The 15740-nt window shown below is 39.7% G+C and carries 13 protein-coding genes; 7 read left to right on the top strand and 6 right to left on the bottom strand.

Translation table 11 applies throughout. From position 1 onward, the window contains the following. Window positions 1–480: 480 nt before the first annotated feature. The 3 genes from rlmB to A1D26_RS08455 form a co-directional block, all read right to left on the bottom strand. Window positions 481–1218 carry a 23S rRNA (guanosine(2251)-2'-O)-methyltransferase RlmB gene (rlmB, locus tag A1D26_RS08465; RefSeq protein WP_157403604.1) on the bottom strand — a complete coding sequence of 246 codons (738 nt, stop codon included), beginning with the start codon at window positions 1216–1218 and terminating at the stop codon, window positions 481–483. A 23-nt stretch (window positions 1219–1241) separates the two neighbouring features. Further along, entirely contained in the window at window positions 1242–2831 is a 1590-nt protein-coding gene (prfC, locus tag A1D26_RS08460) for a peptide chain release factor 3 (RefSeq protein WP_157403603.1), read from the bottom strand. A 120-nt stretch (window positions 2832–2951) separates the two neighbouring features. Further along, window positions 2952–3785 carry a DUF5718 family protein gene (locus A1D26_RS08455; RefSeq protein ID WP_157403602.1) on the bottom strand — a complete coding sequence of 278 codons (834 nt, stop codon included), beginning with the start codon at window positions 3783–3785 and terminating at the stop codon, window positions 2952–2954. A 475-nt stretch (window positions 3786–4260) separates the two neighbouring features. On the opposite strand from A1D26_RS08455, the gene corA reads away from it, so the two are divergent. From corA to A1D26_RS08435, 4 genes are all read left to right on the top strand, one after another. Then, a complete protein-coding gene (gene corA / locus A1D26_RS08450; RefSeq protein WP_157403601.1) occupies window positions 4261–5238 on the top strand; it encodes a magnesium/cobalt transporter CorA in 978 nt (325 codons plus the stop codon). Between the two features lie 323 nt (window positions 5239–5561). Beyond that, window positions 5562–6386: a 2,3,4,5-tetrahydropyridine-2,6-dicarboxylate N-succinyltransferase gene (gene dapD, locus A1D26_RS08445; RefSeq protein WP_157403600.1), complete on the top strand. Its 825-nt coding sequence runs from the start codon at window positions 5562–5564 to the stop codon at window positions 6384–6386. A gap of 479 nt (window positions 6387–6865) precedes the next feature. Beyond that, window positions 6866–7825 (top strand): ferrochelatase, encoded by a 960-nt coding sequence (gene hemH, locus A1D26_RS08440; protein WP_157403599.1) that lies wholly within the window; start codon window positions 6866–6868, stop codon window positions 7823–7825. Window positions 7826–7943: 118 nt separating this feature from the next. Then, window positions 7944–9971 carry a M13 family metallopeptidase gene (locus tag A1D26_RS08435; protein WP_157403598.1) on the top strand — a complete coding sequence of 676 codons (2028 nt, stop codon included), beginning with the start codon at window positions 7944–7946 and terminating at the stop codon, window positions 9969–9971. A gap of 80 nt (window positions 9972–10051) precedes the next feature. On the opposite strand, the gene panF is transcribed toward A1D26_RS08435, so the two are convergent. The 3 genes from panF to metJ are packed head-to-tail and all read right to left on the bottom strand — an operon-like array spanning window position 10052 to window position 12099. Next, on the bottom strand, window positions 10052–11488 hold the full coding sequence (gene panF / locus A1D26_RS08430) for a sodium/pantothenate symporter (protein ID WP_157403597.1): 1437 nt from the start codon (window positions 11486–11488) through the stop codon (window positions 10052–10054). Window positions 11489–11499: 11 nt separating this feature from the next. Then, window positions 11500–11736 (bottom strand): YhdT family protein, encoded by a 237-nt coding sequence (locus A1D26_RS08425; RefSeq protein WP_198303151.1) that lies wholly within the window; start codon window positions 11734–11736, stop codon window positions 11500–11502. Window positions 11737–11781: 45 nt separating this feature from the next. Next, window positions 11782–12099, bottom strand: coding sequence for a met regulon transcriptional regulator MetJ (metJ, locus tag A1D26_RS08420; RefSeq protein ID WP_157403596.1), 318 nt, complete (start codon window positions 12097–12099; stop codon window positions 11782–11784). A 391-nt stretch (window positions 12100–12490) separates the two neighbouring features. On the opposite strand from metJ, the gene rpsL reads away from it, so the two are divergent. The 3 genes from rpsL to fusA all read left to right on the top strand — a co-directional run bounded on the left by rpsL (window position 12491) and on the right by fusA (window position 15653). After that, complete coding sequence (gene rpsL, locus A1D26_RS08415) at window positions 12491–12865, top strand: 30S ribosomal protein S12 (RefSeq protein ID WP_005708967.1); 375 nt, start codon at window positions 12491–12493, stop codon at window positions 12863–12865. A gap of 129 nt (window positions 12866–12994) precedes the next feature. Then, window positions 12995–13465 carry a 30S ribosomal protein S7 gene (gene rpsG / locus A1D26_RS08410; RefSeq protein ID WP_157395264.1) on the top strand — a complete coding sequence of 157 codons (471 nt, stop codon included), beginning with the start codon at window positions 12995–12997 and terminating at the stop codon, window positions 13463–13465. Window positions 13466–13550: 85 nt separating this feature from the next. Then, window positions 13551–15653: an elongation factor G gene (fusA, locus tag A1D26_RS08405; RefSeq protein ID WP_157403595.1), complete on the top strand. Its 2103-nt coding sequence runs from the start codon at window positions 13551–13553 to the stop codon at window positions 15651–15653. The last annotated feature ends 87 nt before the right edge of the window (window positions 15654–15740 follow it).

Here is a 15740-nt window from a genome sequence, read left to right as displayed (position 1 = left end):
TAATTCAGCCTTTTGAACAACCAAAAGCGAAAGTAAGCGGTCGGTTATCTGCAATATTTTACCAATTGTGTATAACTCTGTGGATAAGTTGAAAATTTGTTGATAACTTTTTGGGTAAAACAAGGGAATAATGGGGTATTATTCCAGATAGGGTGAAATAATCGGGATCTTTTATCTAAAAAAGAGCTGTGTTTATGAACATTATTTTGTGGAATTAGGCATCATTATGGGTATAAATATCAACTTGTCGGTGAGATTGATCAACATTATTCACATAAGGATAGAATTATCCCCATGATCTGTGGATAGAATTGTTATAGATCTGAAAAAAGATCGTGTGTAACTTAAAATAAGATCTTTTTATCGCTATTTTATTCAAATAAAACAATAAGTTAGGCAAGGTATGGAAAAGAGGAAAAGGCAAGGTTGTTTTTCATACAGAACATAAAAATGGGCGGAAGACCCATTTTTATCTGAGGATTATTGAGCTAATTTTTGGCGGACTATTTCAAATAGGCATACGCCTGTGGCAACTGAAACGTTTAATGATGATACAGAGCCAGCCATAGGAATACTGACAAGCTGATCGCAATGTTCACGCGTTAAACGACGCATGCCATCGCCTTCAGCCCCCATTACGAGCGCAATTGCTCCTGTCATTTTTACTTGATATAGACTTTCTGTTGCTTCACCAGCAGTGCCGATAATCCAGACATTTTTTTCTTGCAACTCTCGCATTGTACGGGCAAGGTTAGTGACTCGTACTAATGGAATGACTTCAGCCGCTCCGCAAGCTACTTTACGCGCAGTAGAAGTGAGCTGGGCAGATTTGTCCTTTGGAACAATCACTACATCAACTCCAGCAGCATCTGCGGTACGTAAACAAGCTCCTAAATTATGTGGATCAGTAATGCCGTCTAAGATCAACAATAATGGATTAGTTTTACTCGCCAAGATCTGATCAAGATCTTGTTCATTAAGTTCTTTTGCAGGTTTCACTTTAGCAATGATCCCTTGATGCACTTCACCTTGAGCTTTGTTATCTAGGCTTTGGCGATTGAGCTGCTGAATTGCAATTCCTAAGCGTTGCAGTTCGTTTAATAGTGGATTTAAACGTTTATCTTCACGCCCTTTTAGTACATAGACTTCAATTAAACGCTCTGGCGCGTTATCTAAGAAGGCTTTAACGGCGTGAATACCGTAAATTTGTTCACTCATAAGTTATGTCTCGTACGATATCTTTAGTGTTCTCTTGTTTTGAAGAACGTAACATCAGGGTAACGCTCTTGTGCTAAGTTGAGATTAACCATTGTCGGAGCAATATAGGTTAGGTTATCACCACCGTCTAGGGCTAAATTCTGCTCATTTTTGCGTTTAAATTCTTCAAATTTCTTGGCATCTTTGCACTCAACCCAACGAGCTGTTGCCACATTTACGGTTTCATAAATGGCTTCTACGTTGTATTCCGTTTTTAAGCGAGAAACAACCACATCAAACTGTAATACCCCCACAGCACCAACAATCAAATCATTATTCATTAGTGGGCGGAATACTTGCACAGCCCCTTCTTCTGAAAGTTGGACTAATCCTTTGAGTAGCTGTTTCTGTTTAAGTGGGTCGCGTAAACGGATACGGCGGAATAATTCCGGTGCAAAGTTTGGAATGCCTGTAAATTTGATATTTTCACCTTGTGTGAAGGTATCGCCAATTTGGATCGTACCGTGATTATGTAAGCCGATAATATCGCCTGCATAGGCTTCTTCTGCGTGAGAACGGTCGCCAGCCATAAAGGTTAAAGCATCAGAAATGACGACATCTTTACCAATACGAACGTGTTTTAACTTCATTCCTTTCTCATATTTTCCTGAGACAACACGTAAGAATGCAACTCGGTCACGATGTTTTGGATCCATATTGGCTTGGATTTTAAATACGAAGCCACTAAATTTTTCTTCACTTGCTTCAACAGTACGCTCATCAGATTGACGAGGCTGTGGTGCTGGAGCCCATTCGGTTAAACCATCTAAGAAGTGATCGACACCAAAATTGCCTAATGCTGTACCAAAGAAGACTGGCGTTAATTCACCGTTTAAGAAAGCTTCTAGCTCAAATTCGTGGCTTGCACCTTGAACAAGCTCCAATTCATCACGCAACTGTTGAGCCAAATCGTCCCCTACGGCAGTGTCTAATTCAGAGTTGTCTAATCCTTTGATGATACGCACATCTTGGATTGTATGTCCTTGCCCTGTTTGGTAAAGGTAGGTTTCATCTTTAGCGATATGGTAAACACCTTTAAATAGTTTTCCACAACCGATAGGCCAAGTAATAGGTGCACAGTTAATTTTTAATACGCTTTCTACTTCATCAAGCAATTCCATCGGATCACGAATATCGCGGTCAAGTTTATTCATAAATGTCAGAATTGGCGTATCACGCAGACGGGTAACTTCCATCAATTTGATAGTTCGTTCTTCAACCCCTTTTGCTGAATCAATAACCATTAAGCAACTATCAACGGCAGTTAATGTTCGATAGGTATCTTCCGAGAAGTCTTCGTGTCCTGGGGTATCCAGTAAATTCACTAGACAATCATTATAAGGAAATTGCATCACCGAGGTGGTAATTGAAATACCACGTTGTTTTTCCATTTCCATCCAGTCGGATTTGGCGTGCTGTGCCGAGCCTTTTCCTTTGACTGAGCCAGCTTTCTGAATGGCGTTACCGTAAAGTAATACTTTTTCGGTGATGGTGGTTTTACCTGCATCGGGGTGGGAAATAATCGCAAACGTTCTGCGTTTATTCACTTCTTGTGGATAATCATTTAATGACATTCGTTATACTCTAATTCGTTTCAAAATGGCGGTTATTGTCGCCTATCTCACCTTTCATCACAACTCTTTACATCACTTTATACTAAAATTTGCAAAAAGTTGGCTGAAACTGACCGCTTGTTATTTTACTTGCTGAATTAATGCAGAAATATTTTCAGCGAATTGCTCATTTTGTGCCATTTCGACAATTTGTTGATGTGAATACCGCTCTCGAGGGTAAACTGCAACAATACTGGTATCGCCTTTTTGTAAGAAATTATGTTCGCCAAAATCGGTATAGCGTGTTGCTCCGATGCTAATAACCGCTTTGGTTGGATAATCTGCTTGTTGTAGCAGTTCGGCAATATGGTTCATTGGGCCTTCATCCGGTTGACTATTCATTCTATCGACAATCCAATCTAATAACTTTTGATGAAAGTAACTATAACCAACAGTTTGGCTATCAACGCCATACTCATTTAGCTCGCCGTTACGTTTATGAAAGCAAGCGATATTGTAATTATCTAAATTCCCACCTTGATTAAAATGATCTAATGCAATAAAGGTGTTGGAAAGCCCCTTAGAATTTTCTCCCCAATTTTTCTTCTCACAAATTTTACGAGCATTTGGTCGGCGAATAGAGCAGTCATTGTAAGCAGCAAAATGCGTTGGCGTTAGGGCAATAACCTTTTTATCTGAATACTCAATATCGCAAATCAGTGCCACTTCAGGTTCAATTTGTAAATTATCTGCGTCATTAGGAAAGGTAATGGTGTCGGCTGATAGTGGGTAAGTGGCAAGAAAGCGGTAGGTTTCAGATAATGTTTTGCTAGGAACATAAAAAGGAAAGATTGCTTTAGGCTGAATCGCTTCGGCTGTTTTTACTTGTAAGAAATCAGCCGCTTCTCCTGCTTGTTCTAAATGCCCCGCAAAGTTGCCTGCAACGCCTAAGCCGATGAAATGTTGGTTTTGCATTGTGTTCTCCTGTGTGAAAAATGGCAGAATCATAACAAATTCTGCCTAAAACTGCTTTTTTAGCATAACTTGTTGTATAAAAGAAAGGCAATATGTAACCATATTTTATTCAATTTAATGTTGGTGAAATGGTATATTATGAAAACGGTTAAATTTACCCTTCACTATAGAGCCATGTAGAGTAATTGGAGGGAGCAGAATGAAATTATCTAAAAACAGATAAATAATACCGCAATGAAAGAGTAAATCCTACCCCTTGCTCAGATAATTCCTTGACGAATAAGAGCTAAATCGTTACCATTCGCCCGTTTTTTTACCTTGAGGATACAGCATTTTGGACAGTCACAGTCGATACTCATCAGTTTGTTAATTTCCCCTCGTCCAAAACTCCTTTGCCGACGAGAGTCGGTCTGTTCAGTATCTTATTTTTGTTCATTTGTGTTCATCGCCTCATACCATTTATTAGGAGTATGAAATGATCAGAGCTTTCTCGTTAAATAACGATCGCCTAATCATCAGCGTTGATGAAACCAACCCAAACACCTTAAACGATGCTATTTGGATCGATCTTATTGATCCTAGTGATGATGAACGTACAGTTCTCGAACACCGTTTAGATCAAACCCTTGCCGAAGAACGTGAATTAGAAGATTTAGAAGCCTCCGCTCGTTTTTTTGAAGACGAAGATGGATTACACCTTCACTCATTCTTTTACTGCTTAGATGATGAAGACTATGCAGATATTGCCACTGTTGGCTTTACTATTCGTGATGGGCGTTTATTTACTTTACGAGACCGAGATCTGCCTGCTTTTCGCTTATACCGAATGCGTTCACGCCGAGAAAAAATGATGGATGGCAACGCTTATGAATTATTACTCGATTTATTTGAAACCAAAATTGAGCAATTAGCGGATGTTATTGAAAATATCTATGCAGATTTAGAAAAGCTGAGTCGAGTCGTATTAAGCACTCAAGATAAAAGTGAAAAAGAAAAAAGAAACGGAACGGAATTTGATGATGCGTTATCAGATTTAACAGAATTAGAAGATATGAGTTCTAAAGTGCGTTTATGTTTGATGGATACCCAACGAGCCTTGAGCTTTTTATTACGCAAAACACGTTTGCCAAATAACCAATTAGAACAGGCACGTGATATTATGCGAGATATTGAATCCCTTCAACCGCATAATGAATCATTATTCCAAAAGGTAAACTTTCTGATGCAAGCTGCAATGGGTTTCATCAACATTGAACAGAACCGAATAATGAAATTCTTCTCATTGGTTTCCGTTATGTTCCTACCCGCAACACTTGTTGCATCGACTTATGGGATGAACTTTGAGTTTATGCCTGAGTTACATTTCCAGTATGGGTACCCAATGGCAATCGGCTTGATGATCTGTGCTGCTGCCACGCCTTATCTTTATTTTAAACGGAAAGGGTGGTTGTAATCACTATAAAAATACTAACTCTGCACCTTAACTGATTTTTATCAAGGTAAAGTGCAGAGGCTACGGATTTAGTAACAGAGATTATCTTGGAAATTGGTGCCACGAGTGAACTGAAAAAAGCAGAGTATGGGAGGAAAGCTCACATTGGAGGGGAGGATGAATTTAGAGATGAGCTATTGCTTGGTATAATAGGTTGAAACATGGGCAACATATAAGTTGCCCTGAATAGAAATAAAGCAATAGGTAAAATTTAGTAGAAATCCCACCGCTTATATGCTAAAAAGTCGTTCATCATTATGTTTACTTATAAAAAGGAAATGCAAATGTCATTACAAGCAATTATTGAGACCGCTTTTGAACGTCGTGCAGAAATTACACCAAGTACAGTAGATGCAGAAACAAAAGCTGCCGTTGAAGAGGTTCTTGAAGGGTTAGATAGCGGTAAATATCGTGTCGCAGAAAAAATTGATGGCGATTGGGTAACTCATCAATGGTTGAAAAAAGCGGTGTTATTATCATTCCGTATCAACGATAACCAAATTATTGATGGGGCAGAAACAAAATATTACGACAAAGTTCCACTTAAATTTGCCGAATATGACGAAGCACGTTTCCAAAAAGAAGGTTTCCGTGTCGTGCCTTCTGCAACAGTTCGTAAAGGGGCTTACATTGCTAACAATACCGTTTTAATGCCGTCTTACGTGAATATCGGTGCCTATGTTGGTGAAGGTACAATGGTAGATACTTGGGCAACCGTAGGTTCTTGTGCACAAATCGGTAAGAATGTTCACCTTTCTGGTGGTGTAGGTATTGGTGGTGTATTGGAGCCATTACAAGCAAATCCAACAATCATTGGCGACAACTGCTTTATTGGTGCTCGTTCTGAAGTTGTTGAAGGTGTTATCGTTGAAGATGGTTGCGTAATTTCAATGGGCGTATTTATTGGTCAATCAACAAAAATTTACGATCGTGAAACAGGTGAAATTCACTACGGACGTGTACCGGCTGGTTCTGTTGTTGTATCAGGGAGCTTACCATCAAAATGTGGTAAATATAACCTATATTGTGCGGTAATCGTGAAGAAAGTTGATGAAAAAACACGTGGCAAAGTAGGTATCAATGAGCTACTTCGCTCTATTGAAGAATAAATAAAATTTTTGAAAAACAACAATTATGAAAATAGCGTATAGGCGATGGATTATACGCTATTTTTTATTCTATCAATATAAGGAGGTGTAATGGAAAAAATCTGGGAAAATTGTAGTCAAGCCTTATACTAAAATGCTTAACCTACGTTTTTGAAAATGCCCCCAATATTGCCCTTACTGCCAAAATACCCTTATCCATATCCCAAAGTTGTTGAATGTGGTGGGAAGCCTTGTATATCGTTCTAATTCTGTATATAGACACATCTTATTCTTATAATAAAACAGCCAACTAAACCTTGCGTATTGTAAAAAAATGATAGTCAAGGAAATGCTGAAAAACTTACAAATTTGAAATAGTGCATTACACAATGGTGTGCAAGCGGTCTGTTTTAATTAAATTTTTGCAATAGCCAAACAACACTTTTTATACTTAAATTTGCTTGCTACACTAGGCTATCTTATTCTTTTGGAGAATGTTAATGAATTCAAGCAAAATTGGGGTATTACTTGCCAACTTAGGTACGCCAGATGAACCCACAACGCCTGCGGTAAAACGCTATTTAAAACAGTTTTTAAGCGACCCACGTGTAATTGATTTACCCCGTTGGAAATGGTTGCCCATTTTAAACTTTATCGTATTGCCAAAACGTTCGCCTAAAGTGGCTCACGCCTATCAATCTATTTGGACGGAAAATGGCTCGCCCCTGTTGGCAATTTCTCGTCAGCAACAGAGTATTATTCAGAAATATTTTGATGTAAAAGGCAAAAATATCGTGGTGGAACTCGGAATGAGCTACGGTAACCCAAGTATGCAAAGTGCGGTAGATAACCTAATTGCTCAAGGCGTGGAGAAAATTATTGTGCTGCCACTTTACCCACAATATAGCTCAAGCACTACTGCATCAGTGTTTGATGCGTTTGCAAAAGCATTAACTGCCCATAAAAAAGTAGTGCCGTTTGAGTTTATTCATAGCTATCACGATAATCCACTCTATATCCAAGCCTTAGCCAATAGCATTGAATTAGCTGATGATGAATTACTGTTGTTCTCTTTTCACGGTATTCCAAAACGTTATGAAACCGAAGGGGATTTTTACGCATCGCACTGCCGAGAAACAGCAAAACTCGTGGCAGAAAAACTGGGTTTAACCGAAAAACAGTGGTTTTTATCGTTTCAATCTCGTTTCGGCGATGAAGAGTGGCTACAACCCTACACCGATGAAACCTTAGCAAATTTCCCAAGCCAAAATGTGAAAAAAGTTGCGGTAATTTGTGCAGGTTTTTCGGCTGACTGCCTTGAAACCTTAGAAGAAATCGCAGAAGAAAATCGTGAAAACTTTGAAAACGCAGGCGGCGAAAGCTATCGCTACATTCCTGCTCTTAATGCAAATGCCGATCATATTCAAGCGTTGGTTAAATTGATTGAAAGTAAAATTTAGGTATTTGGAGTATATAAGCGATACCCTAATATATTGAACTATCAAGCGGTGAGATTATCTAATTGTTTTGCAAAATATAATGATAATCTTACCGCTTTCTTTTTAAAGGAGATCAAGAATGAAAAAACCATTTTTATTCAGTGTAACCGCTCTTTCTGTTGCGATGACGGCTTGTAGCCCGAAAACCTATCAAAGTACTTTAATGGAAGGGGTTGATCCACAAGTTGCACCGCAACAGGATTTCTATCGCTATGTAAACGGAAAATGGCTGGCGACGGCTCAAATTCCTGCGGATAGAACATCGTGGGGGACTTTAGCTGAACTCAATGAACTTAATGAGAAACGCTCAGTAGAATTGCTACAAGCGGTGATTTTCGATCCAAAACTTGCAAATGACCCAAAAGCTCAACGCCTTAAAGCACTTTATGAAAGTTACACTGATTTATCTGCAAGAGAAAAATCAGGTTTAGCCCCTATTCAAGCGGATTTAACCAAAATCGATCAAATCCAAAATTTTACAGATTTAGAACGTTACCTAATTGCAGAAACCCAACAAGGTAATGACGTTTTATTTGGTTGGTCTGTTTTTGCTCATCTCAAAAATTCTCGCCAAAATGCGATCTATTTTAGTAACGCCGATTTAGGGTTAAGTAACGATTATTTCCAAAAAGACACGCCAGAAAACCGCAAAACGTTACAACTTTATCAAGACTATATTAGCCAAATGTTAGCCTTTGCAGAGGTAAAAAATCCTAAGCAAAAAGCAAAAGAGATTGTCAATTTTGAGAAGTCTATTGCTCAAACGCTCTTTACTAACGAGCAACGTAGAGATATTCAAAAACGCTATAACCCGATAAAAGTCAGTGAGTTAGCCAACCAAAGCCGCCATATCAATTTGGCGAACTATCTTAAAGCTGTTGGCGTAAATACCGATGAAGTGATTGTTTGGGAGCCTGATTTTTTAAAACAATTTGACCGCCTAATTAACCCGCAAAACTTATCAGTAATTAAAGATTACTTGCGTTTCCGCACGATGTCAGATGCAGCACCTTACTTAAATAAGACCTTGGAAGATGCTCATTTTGAGTTTTATCGCCACAAATTAGTGGGGCAAAAACAACAACGCCCACTAGATAAGCGAGCATTACGCTTAATCAATGGGCAAGTCGGGCAAGAGTTTGCCCAGTTTTATGTCGAAAAATTCTTCCCCACCAGTGCGAAAAAAGACTTATTGGAAATGGCAAGCTATTTAGTCAAAGCCTATCACCATCGCATTGATAATCTAACGTGGATGTCGCCTGAAACCAAAGCGAAAGCCAAAGTGAAATTAGATAAATTTATAACCGAAGTCGGCTACCCAAATAAATGGAAAGATTACAGCAAGCTACAGCTGAAATCCCTTGCGGAAGGCGGAACACTCTACGACAACTTACGCAAAGTCGCAGCGTGGAACTACCAAGAAGCCCTTGATAAAATTGGCAAACCTGTTGATTTAAATGAATGGGGAATGTTGCCACAAGTGGTAAATGCTTCATACAGCCCATTGATGAACCGCATTGTTTTTCCTGCGGGTATTTTACAAGCACCACTTTATGATATTCACGCTGACCCTGCGGTAAACTTTGGGGCAATCGGAGCTATTATTGGACACGAAATTACACACGGTTTCGATGATAGTGGTTCTAAATTTGATGGCGATGGAAATTTACAAGATTGGTGGACAAAAGAAGATCGTCAAAAATTTGAAGCCCTTGCCGATCAGCTTGTGGCACAGTTTGATAAATTTGAAGTCGCACCAAATGTCTTTGTAAACGGGCGTTTTACCTTAGGTGAAAACATTGCCGATTTGGGTGGGCTAAGTATTGCTTACGATGCCTTAAAATTATATGAAAAAGAGAATGGAAAAGCCCCACTGATTGAAAATTTAAGCTCCGATCAACGTTTCTTTATGAGCTGGACTCGCTCGTGGCGAAATAAAGCGACCGTACAATCGCTCACCCACCAAGTCAAAAGCGATCCGCACGCACCAAGTGAGTATCGAGCATTAGCTACGGTTCTCAATATCAATGGATTCCATAATACCTTTGGTACAAAAGCAGGCGATGCCATGTTTAAACCAATCAATGAACGTATTCAGATTTGGTAGTTTCTAGCTGCAAGCAAATAAAAAGCGGTGCGATTGTTGCAAAGTTTTGCAAAGATCTCACCGCTTGTTTATTGGGGTAATTAAGCATTCGTTGCTTTTTTGCCACCGAATGTATTACCGATCAAGAAGGCAACTAGCCCAATAATTAACGATGGAACAATAGCGTGGAAACTCAAAATTTTAATAGAGAAAGTAGTCATTAACACATAGCTACCAAGCCCTGCAACCATTGAGCAGATAGCCCCTATTGCGCTCGCTTTATCCCAGTATAAACCGAGTACCATTACCCAAAGGAATGTTGCTTCTAACCCGCCAAGCGAAAGCAAGTTTAACCAAATCAACATATCAGGTGGATTGATTGCTGAAACCACCACAAGTACAGTTAGTAACAAGGTGGTTGCGGTTGAGAGCCACTTAACCTTGTGTTCATTTACCGCCTTATTTGGACGAAGAGCCAAATAGAGATCTTTAATTATGGTTGAAGAAGCTTGAATTAACATTGAGTCAATAGATGACATAATCGCAGCCATTGGTGCGGCTAGGAATATCCCTGCGACAACTGGTGGTAATACTTGTAACATTAAACTTGGAATAACTTGATCAACCACTTTTAAATCTGGCGTAACCGCAGGGCCTAATGCACCCGCTAAGTGCATTCCAAACATCAAGATAGTGAGCACGATAGTGCCGATTACCATTGCTTGATGCAAGGCTTTGCTATCACGATATGCCATACTCCTGACTGCTAATTGTGGCAATCCGATTAAACCAAAACAGACAAGCACCCAGAAAGATGCCATAAAAGTAAAGTCTAGTGGACGTGCGTCAATACCGTAAGGTTCAATTAACTGTGGATTGATAGTAGCAAGCCGATCAATGGCATTGTTCACTCCGCCAGTCGTATAAAGAACCCCACCTAATAATAATACTGTACCGATCATCATCACTAAACCTTGAATTGTATCGGTAAGAACCACCGCTCTAAAACCGCCGATAAAAGTATAAACACCAACGGTCAAAGCAAAAATTAGAATAGAAGTGGTATAAGAAATACCAAGGGTTGTTTCAAGTAAACGCCCCGCCCCAATAAATTGCACCACCATCATTGCAAAGAATGAGAGCAATAAAGCCAAACTTGATAGCCAAACAACCACAGGACTTTTATAACGAGCCATCAACATATCATTGACGGTCACACTTTTTGTTTGACGGGCAACCATAGCGAATTTTTTGCCCAATGCACCGAGAGTTAAAATCACTGTTGGCACTTGGATCATCGCGAGCAATACCCAACCTAGCCCATATTTATAAGCTGCACCAGGCCCGCCAATAAAACTACTTGCCCCAACATAAGTGGCCGCAATCGTCATTGCTAATACAAAACCAGACATTGAGCGGCCGCCAACGTAATATTCCGACAGAAAACTACCGCTTTGACGTTTACGATATGCGTAAAACGCCACGCCGAACACAAATAACAGATAAACGATTAACGGAAGTAAAATTTCAATATTCATTACAACATCTCTTATTGTTTTTCGTCTAACACAATTTCTTTATAGACTTTTTTAATGACCCCATAAGCCAATAAAGTAAAGGCTATCGGCAAATAAACACAAGCCAATTCAAACCAAAGCGGAAAACCAAGCCAACCACGACCATTTGGTGAAAAATAAGCACACACAATCCAACCAACCAAATAAATCAACGTTAGCCAAAAGGCCCAACGGACTTCTCGAGCCATCTGTTGTTGTATATTTTTCATTTTCTCTCCTTAAAAAAAATACCCCACATACGTGGGGTAGACTGTTTAGTAACTCCATTTGTCAGGATCAATCCCCATTTCTCGCATTTTGGCTTTTGCTTCTTCTGGGATCTCATCGCTACGTTCTTTCATTAAGTCGTCATCTGTCGGTAAAGGCTGTCCAGTAAAGGCGTGTAGAAAGGCTTCACACAATAATTCGCTATTTGTTGCGTGGCGCAAATTACGAATTTGGCGGCGAGTGCGTTCATTGGTTAAAATTTCCAATACTTTTACGGGAATAGATACCGTAATTTTCTTTACTTGCTCACTTTTCTTACCGTGTTCTGCATAAGGGCTAATATATTCGCCGTTCCAATCTGCCATAGTTTCCCACTATTCCCGATCTAAAATAACAATTAGGCGGTATTCTAATAAAAACTGACTTATATCGCAATCTAGACGTCTAGGTATCTCTTTTACTGATCAGGGGAAGATCGCATTTTCTTAACTTTATGACCTAATCGTAGTGATCAATATCCTTGAGCTTGACACGCTTGCCCCCGAAAAAGCAGAGTATGAGGGGAAAATTTGCTCCACCAGAGGGGTATGATAAGTTTAGAGATGAGTTGTTGCCTGTTGATTAGGAAGGTAATTGACTTTATCAATTTTCTTATTCTTGACTAGGAATCGTAATTTCTTTATAATTTAGCGTCCTTTTGTCTATAAAGGCGAGAGGCTTTTTTGTAATTTTTTAATTTTAACTGGAGCTTAATTAATGGCAACTATCAACCAGCTAGTACGCAAACCGCGTGTGAAAAAGGTTGTAAAAAGCAACGTTCCTGCATTAGAGGCTTGCCCGCAGAAACGTGGTGTATGTACTCGTGTATATACTACAACTCCTAAAAAACCAAACTCAGCATTACGTAAAGTATGCCGTATTCGTTTAACGAATGGTTTTGAGGTTACTTCTTATATCGGTGGTGAAGGTCATAACCTTCAAGAACACAGTGTTGTATTGATTCGTGGTGGTCGTGTTAAAGACTTACCAGGTGTGCGTTACCACACAGTACGCGGTGCATTAGACTGTGCAGGCGTAAAAGACCGTAAACAAGGTCGTTCTAAATACGGCGTAAAACGTCCTAAATCTTAATGGTTCTCCGTTAAGTAAGGCCAAACGTCTAAATTTAATATTTAAACCATAAACTCCAGTCAAATGTGATAATTATCACGCAAGATGAGTTTTGGATATCCTGAAGATTTATAATACGGAGAAATTAAAATGCCACGTCGTCGTGATGTAGGTCAACGCAAGATCCTCCCAGATCCAAAGTTCGGATCAGAATTGCTTGCAAAATTCATTAATGTTTTAATGGTAGATGGTAAAAAATCTATCGCAGAATCAATCGTTTATGCTGCGTTAGATACTTTAGCACAACGTTCAGGTAAAGATGCATTAGAAGCATTTGATGCAGCACTTGAAAACGTGCGTCCAACCGTTGAGGTTAAATCTCGCCGCGTTGGTGGTTCTACTTACCAAGTACCAGTAGAAGTTCGTCCAACTCGTCGTAATGCGTTAGCAATGCGTTGGATTATCGAAGCTGCTCGTAAGCGTGGTGACAAATCAATGGCACTTCGTTTAGCTAACGAACTTTCAGATGCAGCAGATAACAAAGGCTCAGCAGTGAAAAAACGTGAAGATGTTCACCGTATGGCTGAAGCTAACAAAGCATTTGCTCACTATCGTTGGTAATTTTGTAGGCTTCATCTCAAAGTTTGTGATGAAGCCTCTTACTATATAAATAAATTCACATTAGATTCCAAATAAGGTAATAATAATGGCTCGTGTAACTCCTATTGAGCGCTATCGTAACATCGGTATTAGTGCTCACATCGACGCAGGTAAAACAACTACCTCTGAGCGTATCCTTTTCTACACAGGTGTAAGTCACAAAATCGGTGAAGTACACGATGGTGCAGCGACGATGGACTGGATGGAACAAGAACAAGAGCGTGGTATCACAATCACCTCAGCTGCAACAACAGCGTTCTGGTCTGGTATGTCACAACAATATCCACAACACCGTATCAACGTTATCGATACTCCGGGACACGTTGACTTTACAATCGAAGTTGAACGTTCAATGCGTGTTCTTGATGGTGCGGTAATGGTTTACTGTGCGGTAGGTGGTGTTCAACCACAATCAGAAACAGTATGGCGTCAAGCAAACAAATACCAAGTACCTCGTATTGCATTTGTAAACAAAATGGACCGTACAGGTGCTAACTTCCTACGTGTTGTTGAGCAAATCAAAACTCGTTTAGGCGGTAACTCTGTTCCTCTTCAACTTCCTATCGGTGCAGAAGAAAACTTCAAAGGTGTAGTTGATTTAATCAAAATGAAAGCAATCAACTGGAATGAAGCAGACCAAGGTATGACTTTCACTTATGAAGATATTCCTGCAGATATGTTAGAAGCGTGTGAAGAATGGCGTAATAACTTAGTAGAAGCAGCAGCAGAAGCATCAGAAGAGTTAATGGAAAAATTCTTCTCTGGTGAAGAATTAAGCGAAGAAGAAATCAGATCTGCATTACGTCAGCGTGTATTAGCAGGTGAAGTAATTCCTGTTTGCTGTGGTTCTGCATTTAAAAACAAAGGTGTTCAAGCAATGCTTGACGCGGTAATTGATTACTTACCAGCACCAACAGATATCCCAGCAATTAAAGGTATCAACTTAGATGAAACTGAAGGCGAGCGTCACGCAAGCGATGAAGAGCCATTCTCATCTTTAGCATTCAAAATTGCAACAGACCCATTCGTAGGTAACTTAACCTTCTTCCGTGTGTACTCAGGTGTAATTAACTCTGGTGACACAGTAATGAACTCTGTGAAACAAAAACGTGAGCGTTTTGGTCGTATCGTTCAAATGCACGCAAACAAACGTGAAGAGATCAAAGAAGTTCGTGCGGGTGATATCGCAGCTGCAATCGGCTTAAAAGATGTTGGTACAGGTGATACATTATGTTCTATTGATGCACCAATCATTCTTGAGCGTATGGAATTCCCAGAGCCAGTGATCTCTGTTGCAGTAGAACCAAAAACTAAAGCAGACCAAGAGAAAATGGGTCTTGCATTAGGTCGTCTTGCTCAAGAAGACCCTTCATTCCGTGTTCACACAGATGAAGAGTCAGGCGAAACTATCATCTCAGGTATGGGTGAGTTACACTTAGATATTATCGTTGACCGTATGAAACGTGAATTCAAAGTTGAAGCGAACATCGGTAAACCACAAGTATCTTATCGTGAAACTATCCGTACTCGTGTTAATGATGTTGAAGGTAAACACGCAAAACAATCTGGTGGTCGTGGTCAATACGGTCACGTTGTTATCGACTTATACCCATTAGATGCTGAAGGCCCAGGCTATGAGTTCGTAAACGAAATCAAAGGTGGTGTAATTCCTGGTGAATATATCCCAGCAGTTGATAAAGGTATCCAAGAACAGCTTAAATCTGGTCCATTAGCAGGTTACCCAGTAGTAGATTTAGGTGTACGTTTACACTTCGGTTCATACCACGATGTTGACTCATCAGAATTAGCGTTTAAACTTGCAGCGTCTTTAGCATTTAAAGCTGCGTTCGCAAAAGCAAACCCAGTTCTACTTGAGCCAATTATGAAGGTAGAAGTTGAAACTCCACCTGACTATGTTGGTGATGTAATCGGTGACTTAAGCCGTCGTCGTGCTATGGTAAACGGTCAAGAAGCAAACGAATTTGTTGTTAAAATCAATGCGGAAGTTCCACTTTCAGAGATGTTTGGTTATGCAACAGATCTTCGTTCACAAACTCAAGGTCGTGCATCATACTCAATGGAACCATTGAAATATGCTGAAGCACCATCAAGCGTTGCTGCTGCAGTAATTGAAGCACGTAAAAAATAATTTATTAGTTAAATAAAAATCCGTAGTGTATTTCGCACTACGGAATATCAACAAAGGAAACATTAGCAATGTCTAAAGAAAAATTTG

It is taken from the genome of Ursidibacter maritimus, from assembly GCF_009761395.1.
GTDB classification, from domain to species: Bacteria; Pseudomonadota; Gammaproteobacteria; order Enterobacterales; family Pasteurellaceae; genus Ursidibacter; species Ursidibacter maritimus.
The sequence above is the reverse complement of the archived record's forward strand: the minus strand, read 5'-3'. Positions and strand labels throughout refer to the sequence as shown.